Below are 24,790 nucleotides of genomic sequence, written 5' to 3'. Positions count from 1 at the left end.
TTTTTAATATCCAACAACTTGAACAAAAAAATAACGGTAAATTCTACCGCTCCATTTTTTACACTTTTTCAACTCCTGTAAAACAAATCCCCTTTGAAATTTGTGAATGCAAAGGTAGGCTTTTAGTCAGTAATTACAAGCACTTACGTCAAAAAAAACTAAATTAGTGGTTTTACCTATACTTGGCTAGTAAAGGGCTATAGGTCTCTAGAAGTATATTCAGTACTACGTTCATCCATAAGACTATTCCTACTATATGGACTGAGAACTCAGGACTTATTTTTTATACCTATTACATACCGCTCACTTTCTCTTCCCCTAACAGAGATGTTTATATAACTGCAACCTTTTGGGTTAGCTCTATGTCATTGGGGTAAACTTATTCTATTTAAACCCATATTATTTTATGAAAAATCAATTAAGAATTTTAGGAATTGTGTGCTTATTGGCGGTTTTCAGTTTTAATTTATCTGCCCAAAATACTGAAACCCGTACCCCAGGATCTTTTAATAGCTTAAGTATTGGTCTTGCAGCTAAGGTAGAACTTAGTGAAGGAGGTTCTGAATCGATAAGAATAGAAGCAAACGGAGTGGAGCTAAATCAAATAGAAACTAACGTGGAGGATGGGAAGCTACGTATAAGATGGAAAAAGGGGTACCGTAACTGGAAACGTCGAAAAAATGTAAAACTATGGATTACTTACCGTTCTTTAAATAAGATAGGTATTGGTGGATCGGCTTCGGTAGTTGCTAAATCAACTTTAAAAGGTAATCAACTAAGTCTTTCAGTGAGTGGCTCAGGTAACTTGACAGCACAAGTAGCGGTAACAAATCTTAAGACCAGTATTTCAGGATCAGGGAGTTTACGTATATCAGGCAAGGCAAATGACCAGTCTATTAAAATTAGTGGCTCAGGTAGCATTAGAGCTTTTGAATTGGCATCAACAGCCGCTACAGTTAGAATAAGTGGGTCGGGTAGTGCACGTATACAGGTAAAAGATGCTATCACTGCACGTATTAGTGGATCGGGCAGTGTGAGGTATAAAGGAAATCCATCTAAAATAATGAGCAAGAGCAGTGGATCGGGTAGCGTTCGTAGTGCCAACTAAATAGTGAATTTTAAAACACCTACACCTATTTTAATTTATCATATCATGAAATCAATTTACCAACTGTCCATAGCCACATTATTGGTTGCCTTTATATATACATGTGGATATTCGCAAAAACATAAATATGTGCACAACTCTAACGGTGATAAAATCACTGTTGACTATGAGGGTAAAATCACCTTGGCCGATAATGACAAAAGCATTGCTGCTATTTCTGATTTTGGCTACTTTCGTTTTAAAAAGAATAGCCACGAAATATATATCAAGGCAGAAGCCGGGGGAAAACTGACTTATACTTATTATGTACGAGGCAAAAAGAAAAGTTATGAACCAGAAGGAAGAACCTGGTTTGAAAATGAGTTGCCTCAATTAATCCGTGAAAGTGGTTTTGCAGCAGAGTCTAGAGTGGCTCGTTTTTATAAACAAGGAGGAACTAGTGCGGTATTAGATGAAATTAAGCAACTCGAAAAGGACTACGCTCAATATAAGTACTTTAAATATTTGCTAAGGAATCATCCAGTAAAGAACACTGAACTTACAAATGTTGTGAACCTAATAGGCACAGAAATAAAGTCTGATTATTATAAGGGCAAGATATTACGTAATAATCACCAAAAGTTTTTACAAAACGCGAAAACGACCTCTTCTTATGTAAAAGCTGTGGCAAATATCAACTCTGACTATGAAAAAAGTAAAGCGTTGCGTAAGGCTTTGCAACAACACTTACCAGATCAACTGATGGCAAAGGTAATAGATGCTTCTATAGGAATAAATTCTGACTATGAAAAAAGCAAAGTGTTAAGAAGTATTACATCTAAAAGGCCACTTAGTAAAAAAGCTTTGGACAAAGTGCTGGTTTCTACTATTAGTATAAATTCTGATTATGAAAAAAGTAAAGTACTCAGGAGTATATTGGTGAGTAACTCATTGAATGATCAACAAATGGTAAACGTTATCAATACTGTAAAGAAAATAAACTCAGACTATGAAAAGAGTAAAATATTAAGAAAGGCATTGGTTAAATCACCGTTGAGTGAATTCCAACTAAAAACGATTCTTGATGTAACAATGGGGATTAACAGCAACCATGAAAAAGCTAAGGTGTTGGTGAATGTAGGAAAAAAAATGCCTGCCAATAATGCTGTACTCAAAAAACAATTTACAAAAGTAGCTAAAACGATTAGCTCTGACCATGAGTATGGCAAAGTAATGCGAAGCTTGAATAAATAAGTACAGTCTATTTTAATAAATTTATGATAGGCATTAGGTGTTGTCTACACCTAATGCCTACTTCTATTTTGTGGTGAGCAAGTTTTGAATAATATTTAAAGTGTTTTGCCTCCAGTCTTTTAGCTCTATATCTAACAAAATAAAACTATTAGGGTTTTTCAGGTTTTGAGATAAATGGGTGATCCCTATCAATTGCGCCCAGATATTGATAAATAAAGTAGCTGGTGGCAACTCTGACGTGATGCTATGGTCTTGCTGTCCATTTGTAATTTCAGTTATCATTACTTTTAAAGGGCGTAAAGCTATTTTTCGAACTTTACCAGCATACGTCATTTGATTGGTAGCACGCCATTGGTTAGTTTTAATCAATGTATAGTAGTCTAGTATGATTTGATGATGTTTAGGGCATTGTTGGCAAAAGTCAAGGTACCCCTTACTATAAGCCAGTATTTTTTCCAATCCGTTTTTCCCTTCTACATTGACCCGCTCTAACACTGTGATAAACTTTAAAAAGGAATGGTAGATTACAGCCAGGTACAAGTTTTCTTTGGTTTCGAAATAACTATATATAGTTGTACGGCTACGCTTGGCGACTTTACTTATATCTGAAATGTTAGTATGAGTAAAGCCTTTCATAAAAAAGACCTCTTCTGCCTTGGTAATAATATAAGTCAGCTGTTGTTCTTTGAGTGTGTCATTCATTGTGCTACAAAAATCATAAAAAGAATTTGTCGAGCAAAAAGATGGCAGAAAATAATCCTTGTCTTTTGGTGCAGCTTGTAATACGCTTCTTCTTTGTAATAGCTTTGCAAAATCATTTAAAAAATCTATATTGTTAATAAAATGAACACTGTGTTCATTTTATTACTTCAACACTAACTCATCATATCAATGAAACACAAGGTGTATATATTAAATGGTGCCCAAACTAACTTTGCTATCAACTGGCATAGAGAAGGGAAAGGTATTGATGACATATTAAAACAAGCTTTCGTTGTAGCAGTGGATCAAAGTCGACTAAAAGTGAGTGACATCCAATGTGCTCATGTAGGCAATTTTGTGGGAGAATTGTTTTGTGGACAGGGACACTTAGGGGGACTGTTTGCCAGTATACACCCTGACCTTGAGGGGATTCCAACAGCTCGGCACGAAGCAGCCTGTGCATCAGGAAGTATGGCTGTGTTAGCAGCTATGCGCGATATTGAAGCAGGATGGTATGACTTGGCGTGTGTTGCAGGGGTAGAAATGATGCGAAATGTAGATGGCACTACTGCGGCTAACTATTTGGGGGCAGCAGCCTGGGTAGGTCAAGAAGCTAAAAATGCTCAATACCCTTGGGTGGCTATGTTTTCGGAGGTTGCGGACTATTACCGAAATAATTTTGGGCTAAAGGAAGAACACTTGGCAGCAATTGCTCAAAATAATTATGCCAACGCTCAGCTTAACCCACTTGCCCAAACCCAACATTGGAAACTTGAATCTACTGTTTTTGGCAATGACCCGACCTTGAACCCTGTAATAGAGGGGTGCATCCGAAAATCAGATTGCAGCAGGATAACCGATGGAGCAGCAGTTGTATTTTTAGCTTCTGAAACTTATGCTAGAAAATATGCTCAGCAACGAGGCATTCGTTTTGAAAGCCTCCCTTATATCAAAGGTTGGGGGCACAGAACAGCTCCCATGCTACTGCAGGACAAACTTCAAAAGAAAGTACCTCAAGGCGCTTATCCTTTTCCACACCTACACCACACTATTCAAGAGGCGCTTACTAGAGCAAACCTTCCCTCACCTCAAGTACTTGATGCCATTGAAACACACGATTGTTTTACTATCTCAGAATATGTTGCCTTAGAGCATTTTGGCTTGGCTGCTCCTGGTGAAGCCTGGAAAGTGATAGAAAACAGCTCTTTTAATCTTGGGGGAACAATTCCAGTAAATCCAAGTGGAGGGTTGATTGGTGCAGGACACCCAGTAGGGGCCACTGGTGTACGCATGCTACTAGATGCCTACAAACAAGTGAGTAATCAAGCAGAAGCTTATCAGGTGGAGGGTGCTAAAAATGTGGGTATCCTCAACATTGGTGGAAGCTTTACCACAATTGCCAGCTTTGTAGTAGGTGTTTAGCACAAAATAATAAAGGCAATGAGCTTTTGCTTGTGCCTTACAATACACTCACTAAAAATTATTGCACAATGAAGAATGATATAATGAATTATGCCTTGGAAATGGCCAATCCTTACTTATTAGGTCCTTATGCTCCTGTTTTTGAAGAAATAGTAGCAGATAACCTTGAGGTAACAGGTGAAATTCCGCAAGACATTCATGGAACTTATGTACGTAATGGCCCCAATCCTCGGTTTGAACCCGAAGGTCATTACCATTGGTTTGATGGTGATGGTATGCTGCATGCCATTCAGATAGAAAATGGAAAAGCTATTTATAGAAACCGCTGGATACGTACAAGCAACTTTAAAGAAGAAACTCAAGCCGAAAAGTCGCTATGGCAGGGGTTAATGGGTCGTTTTTCGGCAAACAAAGATCGCCCGTGGAACAGGGGGGTACCTTTAAAAGATACAGCCAATACTGCAGTGGCTTACCACAATGGTAAATTGCTGGCAGGTTGGTATATGTGCGGAGACTTGTATGCTATAGACCCGGTAACCTTAGAAACCAAAGGGGTTGAAAGTTTTGGAGGAACGTTACAGTCTAAAGCAATGGCACATGTAAAGGTAGACGAACACAGTAATGAAATGATGTTTTTTGATTATGAACTTACCAAAGCTTATATAGCTTATGGGGTGGTGGATGGCACAGGTAAAGTAACTCATTTTACTAAAGTAAAGACCCCTGGTCCAAGGGTGCCACACGATATGGCTATTACTGAAAATTATTCAATCTTGATGGATTTACCTTTGATCTATGATTTGAATGTAATGGTGAGTAAAGGAAAGGCTGCTCCTGTTTTTCAGCGTGACCTACCCAGCAGATTTGGCATTTTGCCTCGCTTTGGCACTGCCGATCAGGTGCGTTGGTTTGAAGCCAAACCTTGCTATATTTATCATACTATTAATGCTTGGGAAGAAGGCGATGAAATTATTATGGATTGTTGTATTAACCCTGAACCAACTCCGCAAAAAAAACTGCCACCAAATGCTACTCCAGAAGAGAAACTAAATGCCTACTTACGTTTAGATGCGCATTTGTACCGTTATCACTTTAATATGAAAACGGGACAAACCAAGGAGTATGCCTTAGATGATAGAAGTACAGAGTTTCCTTTAATGAATAGTCAATACTTGGGGCGAAAGTCACGCTTTGCTTATAACCAACACCTTGACTTATCGGAAAAACTGAGATTTGACGGCATAGTAAAGTATGACACTCAAAAACAAACAGCAGAAACTCATTGGTATGGAGATGGGGTATCGGGCAGCGAATCGCCTTTCATTCCTAAGCCGAACGCTAAAGATGAAGATGATGGCTATGTCATTAGTTTTGTAACAGATGCTCGTACTGACTTGTCAGAGGTAATCATTCTGGATGCTAAAAATATCACAGATGCACCACTTGCCCGCATTAAGCTTCCTCAACGGGTGCCACTTGGATTTCATGCTTGTTGGGTAAACAACGACCGGATTTTCAATTAAAACACCAAAGAAAAAATGCATTGTTGAACAAGAATTCCAACAATGCATTTTTTGGTATCATTTCGTTATCACAGTATTGTTTTGCGCAAACGATTCTACTAACTCAAGCGCAATATGATCACCAGAGTCATTGCCATAATGGGCATGCCTTATAACTAAATCTTCATCAATCAAAAAATCGGCAGGTATAGCATCAGGGTGGGTACCAGGCTCCAGGGCATCTCCTGTAAACCCATTTTTTTCGGCATTTGCAATGTCTTGCATACGTCCTGCGGCCTTTAAAGCCTCCAGGGTAGATTTCTCTGGTGAAATTTCGGCTTTATATATGTCGTAAAGTTTTCGGTCAGGATCAGATATGATGTGTAAGTTTGGTTGTTTTAATAAGTTATCTTTAAAGAAAGTACTTTTCAGAAACATTTGTTTGCGTGATTCATATACTACTATAGCCCGAAGGTTTTGCTCACGCAGCTTGTCCATAATCAATGATAAACGGTATAAATGCCAACTACACAAAGGACACTTGGTGTTGCGTAAAAAAGCTAAAAATATTTTTTCCCCTTTAAAATGTCCATCGATTGAAATAAGTTTGTCGGTAATGTCTTTTGTAGAAAAATGGGGGGCAGTTTGTCCAGTATAGAGTCTCATAAGTCGTATTTTATTATTGTAATTGTATTACTTAAATATACTTCTTTTTGCCTCAGAAGGCAAAAAATTTTAGACAATACAAAACTCTGAGGGTGTCAAACCGCCTATATGTTCGATAAAGCAATGCATTATGATACAAGCTTACCTGCTATCTTTCCTTAAGTTTGCCTAACTTTGCTTTTAAATTAAATAATGAGAGTATTATGAGCGAATACCACCAACCTGTCATGTTGAAGGAATGTATAGAAGGGCTGGCAATCAACCCTGACGGTGTTTATGTAGATGTAACCTTTGGTGGTGGTGGGCACTCCAAGGCTATACTAGAGCAACTCAGTGAACAGGGGAAATTGTATGCGTTTGATCAGGACGCTGACGCCAAGCAAGAAGCTAAAGAAATTGATCACCCAGGATTTTACTTAATCAGGGCAAACTTTCGCTACCTGAAAAAGTACCTAAAAATGTATGGAGTAAGCAAGGTAGATGGAATTCTGGCTGATTTGGGTATTTCTTCACACCAAATAGACACCCCTGAACGAGGATTTTCTACTCGTTTTGATGCTTATTTGGACATGCGCATGAGCGAAAGCATTGAGGTAACTGCACAAGATGTAGTGAATGAATACAATGAATCGGAGCTGCATAAGGTATTGGGCATGTATGGCGAACTAAAAAATGCCAAAACAGTGGCTAGTACTATAGTGAGGGCTCGCCAAGATGCGGCTATTAATACAGTAGAAGAGCTAAAATCTGCGGTAAAAAGGCACGCCCCAAGAGGCAAAGAGTTTAAGTTTTTTGCTCAGGTATTTCAGGCACTCAGAATTGAGGTAAATGAGGAAATAAAAGTACTGGAAGAAATGCTAGAGCAAGCTGCAGAGGTACTTAAGCCTCAAGGTAGGCTAGTGGTCATGTCTTATCACTCGCTGGAAGATCGTCCAGTGAAAAATTATATCCAAAAAGGTAGGTTTAGAGGGGAAGCTGAAAAAGATATGTATGGGAATGTTCTTAAGCCTTTGCGTGCCATAAACCGCAAGATAATTACGGCACAAGAGGAGGAGATAGCGTTAAACAACCGGGCAAGAAGTGCCAAATTACGGATTGCTGAGAAGTTATTTTAATTTTTGATTACAGACAATGGTGAGTTATTCTTATCCCATACAAAAAGTAATAGTGGGTGATCATATTGACCTGGCCTACATAACAATAGGCGAAGGTACACAAACCTTGCTATTTGTGCATGGTTTTGCTAGTCATATACCTGTATGGGAGAATAACATTCATGTACTCAAAAAATATTACCGATGTGTTGCCTTGGATTTGCCAGGACACGGATTTTCGGCAAAAAAAGACTATGCCTATTCTATAGATTTTTATGCGCAAACGGTTCGACAATTTATAGAAAAACTTTCGCTTAAAGAGGTGGTGTTAATTGGGCATTCTATGGGTGGGCAAATCGCTATTACACTTGCCTTGCAATATGCTAAGCTGTTTTCACGCTTGGTACTGGTAGCTCCTGCCGGGTTTGAGACATTCAATGACGCTGAAAAACAATGGCTCTCACAATTTACTCCAGGTCAGGTAATAGCCAACTCACAATATCTTAGGTGGGTACTCAATTTGAAGAACTATTTTTATGATTTGGAACCTCAGGAAATCACAAAGCTACAGGATTTAAACAGGGATTTTTTTTCGCTTACCTCTAACCCTTATTTATACCAAATATTAGTCAACTCGGCAAGAGGCATGGTGCAGGCTCCTGTATTTGACCTTTTGTCCCTGCTTACTCTACCTACACTTGTGTTTTTTGGAAAAGATGATCAACTTATTCCTAACAGGTTTTTGCATCCTCATTTGGACAGTGAACAAGTTGCCAGGAAGGGAACAGAGCAAATAATAGAAAGCACGCTTGTGCTATACAATAAGGCAGGGCATTTTTTACAGTATGAGCAACCCTCTCGTTTTAACATTGACCTGTATAAATTTTTAACTCCTGAAACGTTTGGAGCATAAACCACTTCATTGTTTTTCCCCCCCTGTTTAAACTTCTAATTCTTCTTTCACAATATCAATCAGATTATCTCTGTTGGCTGCGCCTTGTATAAGGCTTAATGGTATACGCAAAGTCGTATCTTCTTCATCGGATAAGGTCATGAAGGTTTGACGAGAGTTTATGCTTATATCTATGACCTTGGTTAAGTCTATATTTTGTTTACCTGTAAATAGTGTTAAGTTTAGACTTAATTGCTTGCCTTGTATAATTACTAATGGAGTGGTTGCCTCCCAAACTCCCATTATCAGCGCCAATATAATCATTGCAAACATTACAATATTATAACCAGGGAATAACTCTCTAGAGCCATAGCTTAGGTCTACTGACAAGCTAAAGGTAAACGCTACTACTACAAAAAACTTAGAAATATAAGAAAAGGCTTTTCGTTTAAACACTTGTTCACTTAGCATGTTTATTTGGTTAATTTATAGAAATACTTATATTGAAATTTAACCTTCTTAAATAACAAAAATCAAGCAATACTTCTCCCTATTTTGTCCTGAATAATTCAAAAGAGTTTACTTGTCTCGCTTAATGATAAATTAAGGTTTATACAATAATTAAAACACTTAAAAAGTTTCCTCTTAAGTACGCTCACTGTTGGTGTTTGAATAAGTTAACACGCTTAACGCATCTTGAATTTGTTATATTTCTCCAAATATATTTTAAAAGGATTCACGTTTCTGGATTATTTTTTCCATAATTTTGTACCTCAACACGTATAGAGTATAGTGATCACACAAAGTATTATAAAGTTTAAACTATAGAATTTTTACCATCACATGTATCGATATAAGTACTTCATTTCTGCATTTATTTTTACTTTATTACTTGGAGGGGTGGCTCCCTACACCTTAGCCCAAACTCCTACCCCTAACAAAAAAGATATATTGGAAACAGATAGTATTCCAGAGATAGATCTGGATACAGAAGAGGACGAACTACTGGGGATTAAAAAGAAGCGTAAAAAAAAGAAACGTAAAAAGAAAAAGCGTGATAAAAAGCGTTGGTTTGGGTATAGTACTAAAAAAACCTACGTTCGAAATCGTTCCAGACGTTATGAACTGAAAATTGTAAGGTATTTGGCTGAATGGCCTGAATTGGAACAAGACCGCGATAAATATGTACAGGAAATTTATTATTATGACGCCAAACGTCGCAGAATACGTTCAGATAAATGGGCAAAAATAAAGGCTCGCCGCAAAAAAGGAGCTAAACTATACTTACTACATGGTTTATACCGTAAACAAATCAACAAAAAGCTCAGGGAAAAAGGTTATTTTTTTATGGGTATGAAACACAGCACCTGGGAAAAATTTGACCGTAAGTACATCTTATTAACCAAGGAAAAGTATAACCGGGGTTGGCGAAAAAACTCCAAGATTAGCTATTATGATGGCAGTAATGGGCAGAAAATAAAAGAAGTGATTCCGATGTATCATAAGACAAAGCATGGGATGTATTATTTCTTTTATGACAACGGCAGAATAGCTATCAAAGGGGAGTATCAATACAACCAAAAAATAAAGCGCTGGACTTATTATTATAAAGGTGGAAACCGTAAAAAAATGGAGCAATACCCCAGTCGCTTTTATCAAACGCTTTATAACAAAAAAGAAACACCGTTTGACCTTTATCGCTGGAACGCCAGAGGGCAACAAACTTATGACTATACCAGAGATTATAAAAAAGGAAGAAAATAGAAAGTACTGACTCACCCAAATGCAAAAGCCGAATGTAATGTTCGGCTTTTTTTATGGTCATATTATCAGCTCAGACTAAACAAAAAGTATTGATTTACATTATAGCTTGCCCACCCACTTTTGGCATCGGGGGCGCACATTGATCTACAATCATATACCCTATTTCTTCATCGCATGAATCAATTTTAACGGTTACGGTTACATTCACAAAAGGGATAAACTTGGTAGGAATAGGGATTTCTCTGTTTAAAATCTTGATCTATTGATCATCTTCTACAAAGTGCGCAAGAAATACTTGCCCCACTTTTTCCTCGTCCCACATAAACAAAGACTTATTGCCAAGGTTCCACTACTTGTCTTTGATAGCTTTATCAGCCTATCGTGGTTAAGATCAATCACAATATTAGCCTTTCTTAATACAACCTGAAGACTTACCTCTTGTTGCTGTTAATTACAAGCAAGCATGCCAGAGGTAAGCGTTATTGCCAGTAGTATATTTCTAATAAATGGTTTTCTTATTATACTAAGATTAAAGTGATTACCTGCGGTGAGCTCGTCACAGCAAGCTGCCCCGGTGAATCGGGATTTATAAATAGACTCGGTTTTAGGATTTACAGGATTAGCTTTGCTGAGCTCAGCACAGCAAAGCTGTAGCTTCGGTTGATTAATGTTGGTATTCAGGCTATTAGTCAAAATCCATCCCCAAAACCATTTTTGTTTAAGTATAGATTAAACATGTCTTTAAAGGGATCAAAAAAAAGAGGCTGGTGGATAAAGAAATAGCATTGGAGACTTGCTTTTAAGCTTTGCTAAGCTAAACAAGCTCTAAAATAAGAATACACATAAAAAATATATAAGGAATGGTACCAAAATAAATTTACATTCTTAACCTCATCTTTCGCTGACAGAATTCGTTAAAAAAACTTGTCGTAGCGCTGCTATGCCGCGTTTTTTTGCCTCTCCTGCCAACAAAATATTTTGGCGTTACTATAGAACTTTATTTTTACACCATTCCTAAGGAATTGTTCAAAAATAAATTTACACTCTGAGGGGTGATTTTTCGCCTTGATACTTCGTTATTTTTATTACCCGTAGCGCTGCTATGGGCGCAAAAAATAGCCTCGTCTCAAAACAAAACCTCTACCTCAAGAATGGTAATTTAATTTCTCACCATTCCTAAGGAATATTATCCCAAGTATAATGGTTTGGTTTTGTAGGCCAATAAAGAGGGCAGTCGTACTACATTCCTCGGCTACTTTATAGCCCACCAAAAATTAAAAATAAACCTTTATCAATAAGTGAAGAAAAGCACAGGTGACAAAATACAAAAAGCCAGTTACTACGCTGGCTTTTTGTTTTAAACAACTACTATTTATCGAGTCAGGTATATAGCCAGTTTCACCCCTACTACCGGGTTCAACTAACCAACTTTTTCGATCATAACTGGTACTGAAAATACAATATTTTAAAAAAAGTTGGCAGTCTATAAATAACTGCCAGCTTTTTGTTTGTGAGTATACTTTTAAAATGAACTTGTACTATAAAGTTACTCCTGCGTTATGCTAAACATTGTTACACTTCAAAATCACTCTTAGCATAAAGAAGGTATATCACACTTTATGCTTTTTCAAGAGTTTTAGAGATTGATTGATACAAAGGTAGGTAAATACAGCGTGTAAGACCGGGTAATGGTGGGTAAGCCTGAGAAAACCTGCCCAAGATTGCGCTAATCATCAAAATAGTCTATCCCATTCAAACACCTCTAACTGATATATTTCTCAAAGATTGTTAGAAACTGACCTTTTATCAACAAAGTAATGAAGTGATATTTGGGAGGCAATAAAAAATGGGTGTTGGTTTCCTTTAGGGTATAAAAAAGCAAAACATGCCGTGATATCAAAACAGTTTTATCTGCCAAACTGCAATATTTGGTGTTTTGATGACAGTAACGTTTCTCAAGATATAGATCTTTCGCTCAACCATTGAACAAAAGATCTTTTTAAAATAGTTAGTTGTGTGTGCCTGATGTGATTAGGGTTAAGCTATTTATATTTCTGATAAATTCTTTAGTAAAATAACCACACAACTTACATTTTTTGGTTGATTCTCCAATGCTTTACATAGCTGCGAACCACTAAACGTAGTTTAACTCATTGGGCATCCCCAGCCTGTCATAAATCTCTTTTTGTTCTTTTGGAGAAACAAGTCGATGTTTAAGTTTTATATTCTCTTGTTTTAACCAATTGTACAAAGTTTTGCGGCAAACGCCATACTCCTCGGCAATTTGCTGCCTGCTCTTGACTTTATTCATTGTTTTAATAGCAGAGTTAAGGGTTAGTGTAATATTTAAATTTAAAGCCCAAAATTACAAAATATTTATCAAGCTAAAAAGCCTATACAAACAATCCTTAGATTATTATAATCATTTGTTTAAGAAGTTATAAAGCCTTGAATACAAACAAAATAGCTTTTTTTTAGTTTTGCAAGGTATTGTCTACCCTTTGTCTATCTTTAGCTTTAAAAAAAATATTAAACTTGAAATAATTAAAATTTAAGTAACAAAATTAAGTATCTATATCCAAGTCAAAACGGCAAAGATTCATCATTAAACACACAACTTATACAAGCACTTGCCTCACAAGCCATCTTGGTTTTATTATACTTACATATCATATAGTTTAAAAAGTTAAGTATTAATACTCAAAAAAATTTCTAATCAGTGGCTAATTTCATAAGTAATACTACTTGCGTAACTTCTTTTTTTCTGTGGCTCGCCAAAGTTTTTTTTTGCCCAAGCTTACTACAATAATAGCAAAGGATTAATGACTGCTTTCAAAAAATTTCTAATTTTGTAAGCGAATCTTTAGTTTTTACAAAGATTATCCTCTTTTGTGGGGTAATGTATAATGCAACAATAGGTGATGTGCCAGGGTTTTGCCCATCAAACATATCACCTCAGCATCAATTCTCCCAAATAGTGGGAGGTATAAACCTTATTACTATATAAGAAAAAGCTCAAAACCAATGGTGTACGATCCCAAACAAATAGAACCTAAATGGCAGGAATACTGGCAACAAAATAGTGTTTACAAAACAGAGGTAGACCATAACAAGCCAAAATATTATACTTTGGACATGTTTCCCTACCCATCGGGCAAAGGTTTGCACATAGGGCATCCACTCGGCTATACTGCGTCGGATATTATGGCACGTTATAAAAGAATGAAAGGGTTTAATGTGCTACATCCTATGGGGTTCGATTCATTTGGTTTACCTGCCGAACAACATGCCATTGACACAGGGCAACACCCTGCCGTTACTACAGAGCAAAACATTGCGACTTTCAAAAGTCAATTATCAAAACTAGGATTTTGCTTTGACTGGAGTCGCGAAATACAGACTTCCAGTCCTGAGTACTATCAATGGACTCAGTGGATCTTTATGCAACTGTTTAACTCGTGGTTTAATTATGATACCAACAAAGCAGAAGCTATTGAGACCTTGTATACGGCTTTTGAGCAAACTGGCAATCAATCAATTAATGCGGCTTGCGACGAAGATGTGGTTGAGTTTAAAGCAGAAGAATGGAAGGCTTTTACTGAAGAAGAAAAATATAAAATATCGTTGCAATACCGCCTGACGTATGTGGCAGACTCAGTAGTAAACTGGTGTCCAGCCCTGGGAACAGTATTGGCAAACGATGAAATAAAAGATGGTGTATCGGAACGTGGTGGCCACCCAGTAGAACGCAAAAAGATGAAGCAATGGTCTATGCGCATTACTGCGTACGCTGACCGCTTGTTGCAAGGACTTGACCAGATAGAATGGTCTGACCCTTTGAAAGAAATGCAACGTAACTGGATTGGTAAGTCGCATGGTGCTGAAATGGACTTTAAAGTAGATGGACAGGAGATTACTTTGACCTGTTTTACTACCCGCCCCGACACTATCTACGGAGTGACCTTTATGGTGATGGCTCCTGAGCACGATTTGGTGGCACAATTGACTACTCCTGAGCAAAAAACCGAAGTAGAGGCTTATGTAGAAATGGCTAAAAACCGTTCGGAACGTGAACGCCAAAGTGAGGTGAAGCGAGTGTCTGGTGTATTTACTGGTTCGTATGTAATTAACCCTATTTCGGGCGAAAAAGCCCCCTTGTGGGTAGCCGATTATGTATTGGCTGGGTATGGTACTGGTGTAGTAATGGCGGTACCAGGAGGCGATGAACGCGACTTCCGTTTTGCCCGTCATTTTGACCTGCCAGTAACTGCCGTAGTAAAAAGTACTCGGTTGGATGAAAAAGGCGAAGTGTTGGAGGCGAACGCTACCAAAGACGATGTCATGATTAATTCAGGCTTTTTGAACGGAATGACTTGTCTGGAGGCTATTCAGGCAGTGATTAAAAAAGCAGAAGCAGATGGTACTGGTAAAGGCAAGGTTAACTTTCGTTTGCGTGATGCCGTATTTAGCCGCCAACGTTATTGGGGAGAACCTGTACCAGCTTATTTTAAAAATGACCTGCCTTATATGATTAAAGAGGAAGAGTTGCCTTTGACTCTACCCGAAATAAGCGAGTACAAGCCTACAGCTGATGGAGACCCTCCTTTGGGTAGAGCCAAAGGCTGGCTGTATCAAGGAAAATACCCTTACGAGTTGACTACGATGCCTGGTTGGGCAGGGTCTTCGTGGTATTTTGCCCGTTATATGGATGCCCAAAATGCCGAAGAGTTTGTAAATAAAGAAAAAGCGGCTTACTGGAATCAGGTAGATTTATATATTGGAGGTACCGAACACGCCGTAGGGCATTTATTGTATGCGCGTTTTTGGGCGCACTTCCTCAACGACCGTGGTTTCTTGCCGTATGATGAGCCTTTTAAAAAGCTGATTAATCAAGGAATGATCCAGGGTAATTCGGCAATTATCTACAGACTAAAAGAAGACGCCAGTAAATATGTATCTGCCAAACAAAAGGACGCTTATGAGGCTGAAGACTTGGTAGAAATTCATGTAACAGTGAAAGCGCTGACGGGTGAAGATACGCTAGACTTGGAGGTATTGCGTGAATGGAAGCCAGAAGATTTTAAAAATGCCACCTTCGTAGCCGATGCTGATGGTAATTTTTACTGCAATCGCCGGGTTGAAAAAATGGGGAAACGTTATCATAATGCCATTAATCCTGACGATGTAATTGCTGATTATAGTGCTGATACTTTGCGTTGTTATGAAATGTTTCTGGGTCCGCTGGAGCAGTCAAAGCCCTGGGATACTAAAGGGATTGATGGGGTACATAAGTTTTTCAGAAAGATGTGGCGTTTGTTCCATAGTTTTGACGATCAAGGGAAATTTGACACAACTCAGGATACCCCTACCGATGCCGAACAAAAAATTATACACAAGGCAATCAAACGAGTTACTGAAGACTTAGAACGTTTTTCTTTCAATACTCCAGTAAGTACCTTGATGATTTGTGTGAATGAATTGACCGATGCGAAGTGTAACAAGCACGAGATTCTGGAGAAGTTATTATTGATTGCAGCTCCTTATGCTCCTCATATTGCTGAAGAGCTTTGGGCAAAGATGGGACACGTAACCAGTATTCATTTGGCTAACTTTCCTACACACGATGAGAAGTATTTGCAAGAGAGTTCGTTTGAATACCCTGTCTCTATCAATGGTAAAAAACGTACCACTATTAATGTACCTTTAGATATGCCTAAGGGTGATATAGAAAAACAAGTACTTGCCAATGAGATTGTACAGAAGTGGCTAGAGGGCAAAGCGCCCAAAAAAGTAATCGTGGTACCCAAGCGTATTGTAAATGTGGTGATATAGTAGACGACAGCATTCACAGGGCGTAGCTAACAAATTCGCATAAATTTGTTTTTCAAAAAAGGCATCAGGTAATTTTATCTGATGCCTTTTTTGATTTATGAGACTGTTTCGTGGATTTTAGAAAAATATGAATCCTACCTGACATATATTAAAACTTGGGTAGTATAAAATTTCTTGAAAGGGCTCATATATACCTAAAAACCTGCTTAGTAATGACTATGATCATTTTTTGAAGTACAGCAAAAACTAAAATCAACTCAGATTAATGTAACTTTTTGCATCCTCCCTGTAGTATTGGTACTTGTTTTTAAAATAAAAATTATTCAAGCACTTCATTTTTAGCTTTTTATTAGTGATTTTTGATTGATCTATGATTTCCCATGAGAAGCCAGTATTGTGGGGGTATCAAAACTGGTAATTGCCAAAAATTTCGATTTGTAAGAGGGGTTTATCTTTTTTTGGCATTTTTTTTAACATACTATATCATAACCATCAAAGAGAATACAGCAAAGAATAGGACTTATGCTTGGATTTAGAAGTTTATTACAAAAGAAGTTACAAAAACAACTAGCCCCTTTTTATTCTCGCAATGACATCAAAAAGGCCACAGAGTATTATGTGCCCACACAATGCCAGAATATAGCACCATCGAAAGAACACGAACCCGGACATACACATGCTTTTGCTACTAAGGAAAGTCTGATTCCATTTTTTATGGATAAGGTATTTAATAACAAAAGTCAGACTGACCGCTTCTTTATTATTATGGCAGACTCTGGGATGGGTAAGACAACTTTTATGATTAACCTGTATGCTACTTATATAAAAAAAAATGGCGCAGATAATATTGAACTTATTCCCTTGGGGTACCCCGATGCATTGACAGAAATAGACAAAATACAACCCCATAAACGAAAAAAAACGATTTTGTTGCTTGATGCATTTGATGAAGATAACCACGCCATTAAAGATTATCAATCGAGGTTGAAGCTTATTTTGCAAAAAGCCAATGATTTCAAAGAAATCATCATCACTTGTCGCACGCAGTTTTTTCCCTCAGAGGTGGAAGAGCCTAAAGAAACAGGAGTACTTAAATTTGGTGATAATGGCGGAGAGTATGTTTTTCGCAAGCTGTATATTTCTCCTTTTGATGATTTGGATATTAAAAAGTACCTCAAAAAGAAGTATTCCTTCTTTAGAAAGAAAAAACAACAGAAAGCCGAAGAAATAGTCAGGCAATCGCCCAATCTGATGGTGCGTCCTATGCTGCTAAGTTATATAGATGACTTGATTGAAAGTAGTCAGAAATATGAACGTACTTACCAGATTTACCAGGAACTGATCAAAAAATGGATTCACCGGGAGGTGCAACGTCGCCCTAAGGGTAAGCAAGAGTACCAGGAACAATTGTATAAATTTTCGCGGGTAATAGCCAACAACATTTACGAAAACCATAAAAAACGAGAAGGTTTCTTTATTGAAGGTAATGAGGTATTACACTTTGCCCGACAACAAGAGGTTGACCTCCAGGAATTAGAACTCAAAAGTCGTTCGTTGCTTAACCGTGACGTACAGGGGCGTTACAAGTTTTCGCATAAATCTATTCTGGAATACTTTCTCGCGCTAGAGGCTTTCGAGAATGATGCTTTCATCAAGGATGGAAATTTTGATGGCATAGAGCAAACCGAGGCTTTTTTGCAAGAGATGTATTATGATAGGGCTATCAAGTTAGATGGGGAGTTTCGGCTCAGCACCAACGTAACGAACCAGCCATTTGGAAACCTGAAGCTCTCAGGGATGAAAAATGTGGTCTATGTATCTATCAAAAAGATAGATTCTGAGGTATTAAGAATATTAAAAGGGTTTACTAATTTAGAAATATTATCTTTGTACAATGTTTCTATCATGCAGAACAAACTCAAAGCATTTTTGTACAATGCCGAACTAAGCATCACCCGAAAGTACCTGATAGATGCCAGCTTTGTAAAAGACTTGACTCACCTTGAGAAGGTAGATTTGAGCCATAATCAAATCACAGATACTGTCATTTTCGAGAAAATGCACAGTTTACAAAAACTCAATTTGAACAATAATAAGGTAAGTAATATCAATACACTGGGTAAGTTGGATAAAATTACAGAACTTAACCTAAGCAATAACCGCATTGAAGATATTTCGCCTTTGGCCAATCTACGCAAGTTACAATCGCTCAAGTTACAAAACAATAAAATTACTTCTACCGAAGAACTGAAGGCTTTCAATCAATTGACTATTCTTGATATAAGCGAGAATGACCTTGACCAACAAGATGTAGAGGCACTTCAGGCCACTTTGCCTAATTGTAAGATTACTTTTTATTAAAAAGTGAACATTTTGTCTCCAAAATAAGCTTTAAAGTATGTTGGCTAAATTTGCTTCAGGATAAAAAGCAGGAAATCACTTCTGCTTTTTAGTATTTCTTTCATCTACTGATTTTATATCCATAAAAAAAGCCTTTTCAATGAAACAATTCATCAAAAAAGCTTTTCAAACAAGAGACTCTCTAGTTATTTTTTACCTGGCAAAAGTTTCTAGTTGCTCCATCAATTTTTGCAAACCAATGCGGTTTTGTTGCAATACTCCTTCTGTCCAGCCAAGCTCTATTTGTAGCTCTTGAGCAATGGCTTCTACGAGTTCTTTTACCGAATGAATATCAAAATACAGCCTTCCAGTTCGTCGGTTAAAGAAATCGCCTAAAGTATGTACCGCTTCATTTTCAAGACAAAAATGTAGTTCAGCCATTGCCAGGCATAATTGAGGTGAGTAAGGGGGATTTTCTTGTTTTTGCGCAGCATATTTTCCCAATATATCTTTGGTTTGACTTCCATAAGTACCCACCAGGTATCCCGCCGTATAATCTTCAAAGCCTTCTGTGGTTAATTGTTGACTTACTTGAGCTATATAGTCGTTGACTGCCTTTGCCGAACCAAACTCTCCACCTATAATTGTAATACCTTTAGTTTGGCATTTGTCATTCCGTTTCATTTTACGCACTACCAAGTCTACCACACGTTGCGCCATTTTTCGATAGCCCGTCAGTTTACCCCCTGCAATAGAAATTAGCCCTGAAGCCGACTCAAATATTTCGTCTTTACGCGAAAGTTCAGAAGGTGATTTACCCTCTTGATGGATCAGTGGGCGCAAACCAGCCCAGCTCGACTCTATGTCGTTGAGTGTGAGGTTAACTTCTGGAAAGGTATCATTGATTGAGTTAAGCAAATACTCAGCATCGGCCAGGGTAGTGCGTGGTTCTTCCATTTTACCTTTATAGTTGGTATCAGTAGTGCCTATGTAGGTGATTTTGCCACGTGGAATCGCAAAAATCATTCGGCCATCAGGTACATCAAAATACAAAGATTGTTTGAGCGGCAATTTCTCATGACTTACCACCAAATGTACTCCTTTGGTAAGGTGAAGGCGTTTGCCCTTGAGCGAGTTATCTTCTTTGCGAATAGTGTCTACCCAAGGTCCTGTAGCGTTGACCACGTATTGAGCTTTGATGGTAAAAATACGTTCAGTCAGCTGATCGGTTACCTCTACCCCTTGCAATTGCTCGCGTTTATACACTAGTTTGGTGGCTTCGCAGTGGTTGGCACACAAGGCGCCGTATTTTGCTGCAGTTTTTATCACACCTATAGTCAGTCGGGCATCATCGGTACGGTACTCAGCATAATATCCTCCTCCTTTGAGCGTGTTTGGGTTTAGCAAAGGTTCTTTTTCAAGGGTTTGTTTTTTTGATAACATCTTACGACGATCGTCTCCTTTTACCCCAGCCAGCAAATCGTAAGTCCATAAACCAAAAGATGTCATCAACTTTCCATAGTTACCCCCTTGTACCAATGGAAGCAACATTTTTTCAGGAATGACCAAGTGTGGGGCGTTCTTATGCACAATGGCTCGTTCGCTACCCACTTCTTTTACCAGTTTTATTTCTCCTTGTTTCAAGTAACGTAGTCCACCATGAATCAATTTGGTAGATCGGCTACTGGTACCTTGGGCAAAATCCTGTTTGTCGATCAGGGCTACCTTCAAGCCCCTTGAAGCTGCGTCCAGGGCAATGCCAGCCCCAGTAATTCCTCCTCCTATCAATAACAAATCATAAGTCTCTTCAGAGAGTTTATCTAATAGTACCTGACGGTTTTTTGATGACAATAAATTCATTATGTTGTTTTTCTTTTAGTCTATAGCGCCTTTTCAATGCTTGGTTGTAGGTACTTGGTGCTTGGTTTTTCACCTGGTGCTGCCAAGAAAGAATGTAATTACACATAGTTGATTTTAGTCATACTCTGCCTGCTTCACGCGTTGTCTGATATACAATAACTTGCGTAAGATAAAGTAGCAAGTGGTTAGCTGTGGATATACTGGGTGGACTATAATCACCCACCATTTTTCTGTATTAGCAGCACCCACTACTACTTATCTTCGTTCCAGCCCATGGTACGTTCTACTGCCTTCTTCCAACCTTTGTATAGCTCTTTACGTTTTGCCGGATTTATTTCAGGAGTAAACCACTTTTCTACATCACGGGTTTTGGCAATTTCGTCTTGTCGCCACATGCCCACCGAAATGCCCGCCAAATAAGCCGCACCTAAAGCAGTAGATTCTATAACTTGAGGGCGCTCCACTTCTACTCCTAATATATCTGCCTGAAACTGCATCAATATATCATTGGCAGAAGCTCCACCATCTACTTGCAAACGTTTAAGGTCTATTTCGGCATCTTTTTGCATCGCTTCCAACACATCTTTGGTTTGGTAAGCAAGCGACTCCAGTGTAGCCTTTACCAAGTGATTTTTATCTGTGTCTCTAGTAAGTCCAAAAATAGCTCCACGGGCGTACATGTCCCAGTATGGAGCACCCAATCCAGCAAAAGCGGGCACTACATATACTCCATCGGCATCTCCTGCCTTGGCAGCAAAATAAGCCGAATCAGGAGCAGCATCGATAAGCTTTAAGCCATCACGCAGCCATTGTATGGCAGCTCCGGCAATAAAAATACTCCCTTCCAAGGCATAAGTTACCTCGCCATTGAGCCCCCAGGCTATAGTAGTGAGTAATCCTGATTGACTCTTTACTGGGTCTTTGCCTGTATTCATCAACATAAAGCAACCAGTGCCATAGGTGTTTTTTGCCATACCTGGCACAAAACAAGTTTGCCCAAACAAAGCCGCTTGCTGATCTCCAGCTACTCCTGTAATGGGTGCATTTTCGCCCTCAAAGTATAAATCACCATAATGATCAGACGAGTTTTTGACCTCAGGCAACATAGAGGCAGGAATGTCTAAGGCTTCCAATAACTCTTTGTCCCACTCAAGGGTTTTGATATTGTACAACATAGTACGTGACGCATTAGAATAGTCGGTGGCATGCACCATTCCATTGGTCAATTTCCATATAAGCCAAGTATCTATTGTACCAAACAATAGTTCTCCCTCCTGGGCTTTCGATCGGGCATTGGGTATATTATCAAGAATCCATTTTACTTTGGTACCCGAAAAATAAGAGTCTATTACCAAGCCCGTATTTTCTTTGATATAATCAGTCAACCCTTTACTTTTCAACTCTTCACAAATATCCGCAGTACGTTTGTCTTGCCATACTATAGCATTGTGCACAGGTTCTCCTGTGGTTCTGTCCCAAACTACGGTTGTTTCACGTTGGTTGGTAATGCCTATAGCTTGCACATCATTTAAGGTGATTTTGTTTTCGTGCATTAGCCTGCGAAAAACTTCCCATTGCGAATCCCATATTTCTATAGGGTCGTGTTCTACCCAACCAGCTTGAGGAAATATTTGAGTAAACTCTTTTTGTTCCATCCCTTTCAAATCTCCTTGGGCATCAAACAATACAGCTCTGCTGCTGGTGGTTCCCTGGTCAAGGGCTACTATGTATTTATTTTTCATTGTGTATTGGCTTGTCAGGTGTTTTTAAAATTGGCGGGCAATTTAGGTATTTTTTTGGTTTAGATTATCAACATTTAAAGCAGATGCCGTACTTTAAGGTAATTGTATTAGGTAAAACTGTAATATTTTGCTTACAAGCTTACTCTAAAGTATGAATATGCAGACATACATCACTAAAATACAATAGATGGGTAAAATTGGGTAAGTTACCTTTTGGGGCAAAGTGGTGGTTTTTAATACACTTACAAAATACATTATAGTATAGTTGGTTATTCAGTCTAAACTATTCAATACCGAAAAATCCTACATTATTTTTTTGTAGTAAAACCATTTTCAGGTAAGTGTTGACTCAGGCAAAGCATACAAACCGTTTTCCTAACCAAATCACCTTAGTTGTCTTTTATCAACCCTGGCAGGGTGTTTTCACTTAAACTTCTCTGGGGGGTAGCTCGACCCTAAATAATATTTCGGGGCAGATAAACACGGAATGAGGATAACGCATTTCTTCGCGCGACAATAACTTGAGATTTTCGAACGGCTCAAAATATAAATATTCACCCACAGCATTGGTCAATCGCATCTCTGGATGCCACACTCGATAAGTACCGATCTTGCCGTTGGTTCTGTAGTAAAACCCTTGAATAGGGTGGGTTAAAAATAGCTTCATTTGGCTAATACTATCGAAGCCCTCAGCTGTAGTAACTGCCTCTGCTGTATCTTTGAGTTCTATCCTGGTTTTGCCCCAAACAGAGTCTATGTTTATCTTATAGGTTTGGTAGCCGTCTTTATGGTCATAATGAAAACTGGTAGAAAAGTCGCCATAATACCAAGGCATTTTCCATAACCTACGCGGCAGGTTATACCAATGCGACCCTAGCACTGTACCAAAAAACCAAACCACATCCTCGCCAGTTTCTTTGTCAGTAATATAAGCCCGGTAATTGATTTGCCCAAAATGATAACGGGGTGAAGGATATACATGAGGGAAGTGAAAATCACGATCTATAAATGGCACCGCACTTATAAAAGCGCAAAGTTCATCGTTTACTTCATACGTGGGAATGCCAAAGCGTGCAGGAATCAATGGACGCAACCGAGCCAAAGGTAAGGCGTAGTTCACCAGTGCAAAATGATCCAATGTAGTTTCAGCCGACCAACGCCCCTCTTTAATGTTGGTACTTACCCTTTGATTGAGTTTATCCTGGTAGCTCATTTTTACTTGTTTGTCTAACACTTTAAGGGAGTAATCAGTAAATAAAGTACCCATTTTTGGGTAGAGGTTTTGCCTTGAGGCAAGATGGCAACAGCCAGTGGCTGTTGAGCCAGCCTGTGCGACGGTTGCGAGCATAGCCATAGCTATGGTCAATAAATTTAACGAAGCATCAGGGTGAAATATCAACCATCAAATGCGTATACTATTTGTTGGTTGTTCCCTAAATATCTCTTATTCTACCATTACGCACTGCACTGGCAGAGAGCTTGGCGGTGGCTTTTACCAAAAATATGAGCGGGGCAAACCTCGGGTCTTTGGTAAAGCCTTCTTTGTAACGATAGTAAATCTGTTGACAAATAGTACCTAGCTTAAAGGTGGCAAAAGCAAAATAAAAAACCATGTTTTCGGTTTTTATACCACTGGCTGCCTCATAACGTCGTACAGTTTCATCACGACTCATTACCCCCTCAAAAGCACGAATACCAAACATTCTAAGAGGTTCAGGATCGGTAGACTCGGTAGTGTAAGCAAGGGTAGTGGCAAGGTCGCTGAGCGGGTCGCCAACGGTAGACATTTCCCAGTCGAGCACGGCTTTTATTTGGGTAGGGTCTTCAGGGTTGAGCACTATGTTGTCATACTTGTAGTCGTTGTGAATAAAAGAAGTATACTTGGTTTCGGGTATATTGTCTGGAAACCATTGTATTACCTCGTCCATATCACGAATATCATCTGTTTGCGACTTCTTATAACGTTCAATCCACCCTTCTACCTGACGGCGCATATACCCCTCTGGTTTGCCCAACTCTATAAGCCCTGTTTCATTTACGTCAATTTTATGGAGTCTTGCCAAATTGTGTATAAAATTTTCGGACAAAATACGGGCTTCCTGCCGTGACATATCTACCTTTTGATTGGCTCTTAGGATGGTGCCTTTGACACGTTCCATAATATAAAAAGGGGCTCCAATGATAGAACTGTCCTCGGTATATACCAAAGGTTTGGGGGTTTTGGGGTATACAGGGTTTAACCTTGACAATACTTTATACTCTCTGCCCATGTCGTGCCCTTTGCTTATTTTTTCAGCTCCAAAGGGTGGCCGACGTAATACAAGTTCTTTGTCTCCTAGTTTTAATAGATAGGTAAGGTTTGAATAGCCGCTCGGAAACTGGGCAATTTCCAGAGAGGCATCTCCCATGTTTAATTCTTCATTTAGGAAAGCCTGAAGTTTTTCTGTATTTAATTCTTCTCCTTTACGTATTGCGCGTGCTTCATCAATTTGGGGTTGCTCCATCTGCCAAGTAAGTTTATTTAAAATAAGTAAGGTAATGTTTAACTGTTAAATTAAGTATATTTTTTTAAAAACTATAGTTTTTAGTAGTTCGCTTTTGGCTATGGGTACCCAATGAATTACCTGCTTTGA

At 38.5% G+C, this 24,790-nt stretch carries 17 protein-coding genes; 9 read left to right on the top strand and 8 right to left on the bottom strand.

All coding sequences use genetic code 11. The features are described 5' to 3' along the window. Positions 1 to 406: 406 nt before the first annotated feature. Both Q0954_RS08915 and Q0954_RS08910 read left to right on the top strand, forming a co-directional pair. Positions 407 to 1,108: a head GIN domain-containing protein gene (locus Q0954_RS08915; protein WP_299456004.1), complete on the top strand. Its 702-nt coding sequence runs from the start codon at positions 407 to 409 to the stop codon at positions 1,106 to 1,108. 129 nt (positions 1,109 to 1,237) lie between these two features. Then, positions 1,238 to 2,341, top strand: a complete 1,104-nt coding sequence (locus tag Q0954_RS08910; protein WP_299456003.1) for a hypothetical protein — start codon at positions 1,238 to 1,240, stop codon at positions 2,339 to 2,341. Between the two features lie 63 nt (positions 2,342 to 2,404). Here Q0954_RS08910 and Q0954_RS08905 read toward each other — a convergent pair whose 3' ends face one another. Further along, the gene (locus Q0954_RS08905) at positions 2,405 to 3,043 is read right to left on the bottom strand and encodes a TetR/AcrR family transcriptional regulator (protein WP_299456002.1); all 639 of its coding nucleotides are present in this window, start codon (positions 3,041 to 3,043) and stop codon (positions 2,405 to 2,407) included. A 189-nt stretch (positions 3,044 to 3,232) separates the two neighbouring features. Here Q0954_RS08905 and Q0954_RS08900 point away from each other — a divergent pair, with 189 nt between their 5' ends. Then, positions 3,233 to 4,465 carry an acetyl-CoA acetyltransferase gene (locus Q0954_RS08900; RefSeq protein ID WP_299456001.1) on the top strand — a complete coding sequence of 411 codons (1,233 nt, stop codon included), beginning with the start codon at positions 3,233 to 3,235 and terminating at the stop codon, positions 4,463 to 4,465. A 68-nt stretch (positions 4,466 to 4,533) separates the two neighbouring features. Continuing rightward, positions 4,534 to 5,988, top strand: coding sequence for a carotenoid oxygenase family protein (locus Q0954_RS08895; protein WP_299455999.1), 1,455 nt, complete (start codon positions 4,534 to 4,536; stop codon positions 5,986 to 5,988). Between the two features lie 57 nt (positions 5,989 to 6,045). Here Q0954_RS08895 and Q0954_RS08890 read toward each other — a convergent pair whose 3' ends face one another. Then, a complete protein-coding gene (locus Q0954_RS08890) occupies positions 6,046 to 6,633 on the bottom strand; it encodes a redoxin domain-containing protein (protein WP_299455997.1) in 588 nt (195 codons plus the stop codon). Positions 6,634 to 6,836: 203 nt separating this feature from the next. Here Q0954_RS08890 and rsmH point away from each other — a divergent pair, with 203 nt between their 5' ends. Both rsmH and Q0954_RS08880 read left to right on the top strand, forming a co-directional pair. Further along, a complete protein-coding gene (gene rsmH / locus Q0954_RS08885; RefSeq protein ID WP_299455995.1) occupies positions 6,837 to 7,748 on the top strand; it encodes a 16S rRNA (cytosine(1402)-N(4))-methyltransferase RsmH in 912 nt (303 codons plus the stop codon). 16 nt (positions 7,749 to 7,764) lie between these two features. After that, positions 7,765 to 8,640 (top strand): alpha/beta hydrolase, encoded by an 876-nt coding sequence (locus tag Q0954_RS08880; RefSeq protein ID WP_299455994.1) that lies wholly within the window; start codon positions 7,765 to 7,767, stop codon positions 8,638 to 8,640. 27 nt (positions 8,641 to 8,667) lie between these two features. Here Q0954_RS08880 and Q0954_RS08875 read toward each other — a convergent pair whose 3' ends face one another. Beyond that, positions 8,668 to 9,090: a hypothetical protein gene (locus Q0954_RS08875; RefSeq protein WP_299455993.1), complete on the bottom strand. Its 423-nt coding sequence runs from the start codon at positions 9,088 to 9,090 to the stop codon at positions 8,668 to 8,670. Positions 9,091 to 9,462: 372 nt separating this feature from the next. On the opposite strand from Q0954_RS08875, the gene Q0954_RS08870 reads away from it, so the two are divergent. Then, positions 9,463 to 10,383, top strand: a complete 921-nt coding sequence (locus tag Q0954_RS08870) for a hypothetical protein (RefSeq protein WP_299455992.1) — start codon at positions 9,463 to 9,465, stop codon at positions 10,381 to 10,383. A gap of 2,134 nt (positions 10,384 to 12,517) precedes the next feature. On the opposite strand, the gene Q0954_RS08865 is transcribed toward Q0954_RS08870, so the two are convergent. After that, positions 12,518 to 12,694, bottom strand: a complete 177-nt coding sequence (locus tag Q0954_RS08865; protein WP_299455991.1) for a helix-turn-helix domain-containing protein — start codon at positions 12,692 to 12,694, stop codon at positions 12,518 to 12,520. 713 nt (positions 12,695 to 13,407) lie between these two features. Here Q0954_RS08865 and leuS point away from each other — a divergent pair. Together leuS and Q0954_RS08855 are read left to right on the top strand one after the other, a co-directional pair. Beyond that, positions 13,408 to 16,215, top strand: coding sequence for a leucine--tRNA ligase (gene leuS, locus Q0954_RS08860; RefSeq protein WP_299455990.1), 2,808 nt, complete (start codon positions 13,408 to 13,410; stop codon positions 16,213 to 16,215). A 522-nt stretch (positions 16,216 to 16,737) separates the two neighbouring features. Beyond that, a complete protein-coding gene (locus tag Q0954_RS08855; RefSeq protein WP_299455989.1) occupies positions 16,738 to 18,576 on the top strand; it encodes a leucine-rich repeat domain-containing protein in 1,839 nt (612 codons plus the stop codon). Positions 18,577 to 18,768: 192 nt separating this feature from the next. Here Q0954_RS08855 and Q0954_RS08850 read toward each other — a convergent pair whose 3' ends face one another. The 4 genes from Q0954_RS08850 to Q0954_RS08835 form a co-directional block, all read right to left on the bottom strand. Next, a complete protein-coding gene (locus Q0954_RS08850; protein ID WP_299455988.1) occupies positions 18,769 to 20,415 on the bottom strand; it encodes a glycerol-3-phosphate dehydrogenase/oxidase in 1,647 nt (548 codons plus the stop codon). A 251-nt stretch (positions 20,416 to 20,666) separates the two neighbouring features. Next, positions 20,667 to 22,157, bottom strand: a complete 1,491-nt coding sequence (gene glpK / locus Q0954_RS08845; protein WP_299455987.1) for a glycerol kinase GlpK — start codon at positions 22,155 to 22,157, stop codon at positions 20,667 to 20,669. Positions 22,158 to 22,584: 427 nt separating this feature from the next. After that, positions 22,585 to 23,424 (bottom strand): DUF2071 domain-containing protein, encoded by an 840-nt coding sequence (locus tag Q0954_RS08840; RefSeq protein WP_299455986.1) that lies wholly within the window; start codon positions 23,422 to 23,424, stop codon positions 22,585 to 22,587. Positions 23,425 to 23,590: 166 nt separating this feature from the next. Next, positions 23,591 to 24,661 carry a phosphotransferase family protein gene (locus Q0954_RS08835; RefSeq protein WP_299455985.1) on the bottom strand — a complete coding sequence of 357 codons (1,071 nt, stop codon included), beginning with the start codon at positions 24,659 to 24,661 and terminating at the stop codon, positions 23,591 to 23,593. Positions 24,662 to 24,790 lie beyond the last annotated feature (129 nt).

The sequence above is a fragment of the uncultured Microscilla sp. genome (assembly GCF_947493425.1).
Taxonomy (GTDB): domain Bacteria; phylum Bacteroidota; class Bacteroidia; order Cytophagales; family Microscillaceae; genus Microscilla.
Note: the sequence above shows the minus strand (reverse complement) of the source record. Positions and strands in the feature narration are given on the sequence as shown.

What these genes read in the sequence shown, in the direction of transcription:
- Q0954_RS08915 (WP_299456004.1), top strand. Translation starts at nt 407, where the DNA reads ATGAAAAATCAATTAAGAATTTTAGGAATTGTGTGCTTATTGGCGGTT.
- Q0954_RS08905 (WP_299456002.1), bottom strand. Translation starts at nt 3,043, where the DNA reads ATGAATGACACACTCAAAGAACAACAGCTGACTTATATTATTACCAAG.
- Q0954_RS08900 (WP_299456001.1), top strand. Translation starts at nt 3,233, where the DNA reads ATGAAACACAAGGTGTATATATTAAATGGTGCCCAAACTAACTTTGCT.
- Q0954_RS08895 (WP_299455999.1), top strand. Translation starts at nt 4,534, where the DNA reads ATGAAGAATGATATAATGAATTATGCCTTGGAAATGGCCAATCCTTAC.
- Q0954_RS08890 (WP_299455997.1), bottom strand. Translation starts at nt 6,633, where the DNA reads ATGAGACTCTATACTGGACAAACTGCCCCCCATTTTTCTACAAAAGAC.
- rsmH (WP_299455995.1), top strand. Translation starts at nt 6,837, where the DNA reads ATGAGCGAATACCACCAACCTGTCATGTTGAAGGAATGTATAGAAGGG.
- Q0954_RS08880 (WP_299455994.1), top strand. Translation starts at nt 7,765, where the DNA reads ATGGTGAGTTATTCTTATCCCATACAAAAAGTAATAGTGGGTGATCAT.
- Q0954_RS08875 (WP_299455993.1), bottom strand. Translation starts at nt 9,090, where the DNA reads ATGCTAAGTGAACAAGTGTTTAAACGAAAAGCCTTTTCTTATATTTCT.
- Q0954_RS08870 (WP_299455992.1), top strand. Translation starts at nt 9,463, where the DNA reads ATGTATCGATATAAGTACTTCATTTCTGCATTTATTTTTACTTTATTA.
- Q0954_RS08865 (WP_299455991.1), bottom strand. Translation starts at nt 12,694, where the DNA reads ATGAATAAAGTCAAGAGCAGGCAGCAAATTGCCGAGGAGTATGGCGTT.
- leuS (WP_299455990.1), top strand. Translation starts at nt 13,408, where the DNA reads ATGGTGTACGATCCCAAACAAATAGAACCTAAATGGCAGGAATACTGG.
- Q0954_RS08855 (WP_299455989.1), top strand. Translation starts at nt 16,738, where the DNA reads ATGCTTGGATTTAGAAGTTTATTACAAAAGAAGTTACAAAAACAACTA.
- Q0954_RS08850 (WP_299455988.1), bottom strand. Translation starts at nt 20,415, where the DNA reads ATGAATTTATTGTCATCAAAAAACCGTCAGGTACTATTAGATAAACTC.
- glpK (WP_299455987.1), bottom strand. Translation starts at nt 22,157, where the DNA reads ATGAAAAATAAATACATAGTAGCCCTTGACCAGGGAACCACCAGCAGC.
- Q0954_RS08840 (WP_299455986.1), bottom strand. Translation starts at nt 23,424, where the DNA reads ATGGGTACTTTATTTACTGATTACTCCCTTAAAGTGTTAGACAAACAA.
- Q0954_RS08835 (WP_299455985.1), bottom strand. Translation starts at nt 24,661, where the DNA reads ATGGAGCAACCCCAAATTGATGAAGCACGCGCAATACGTAAAGGAGAA.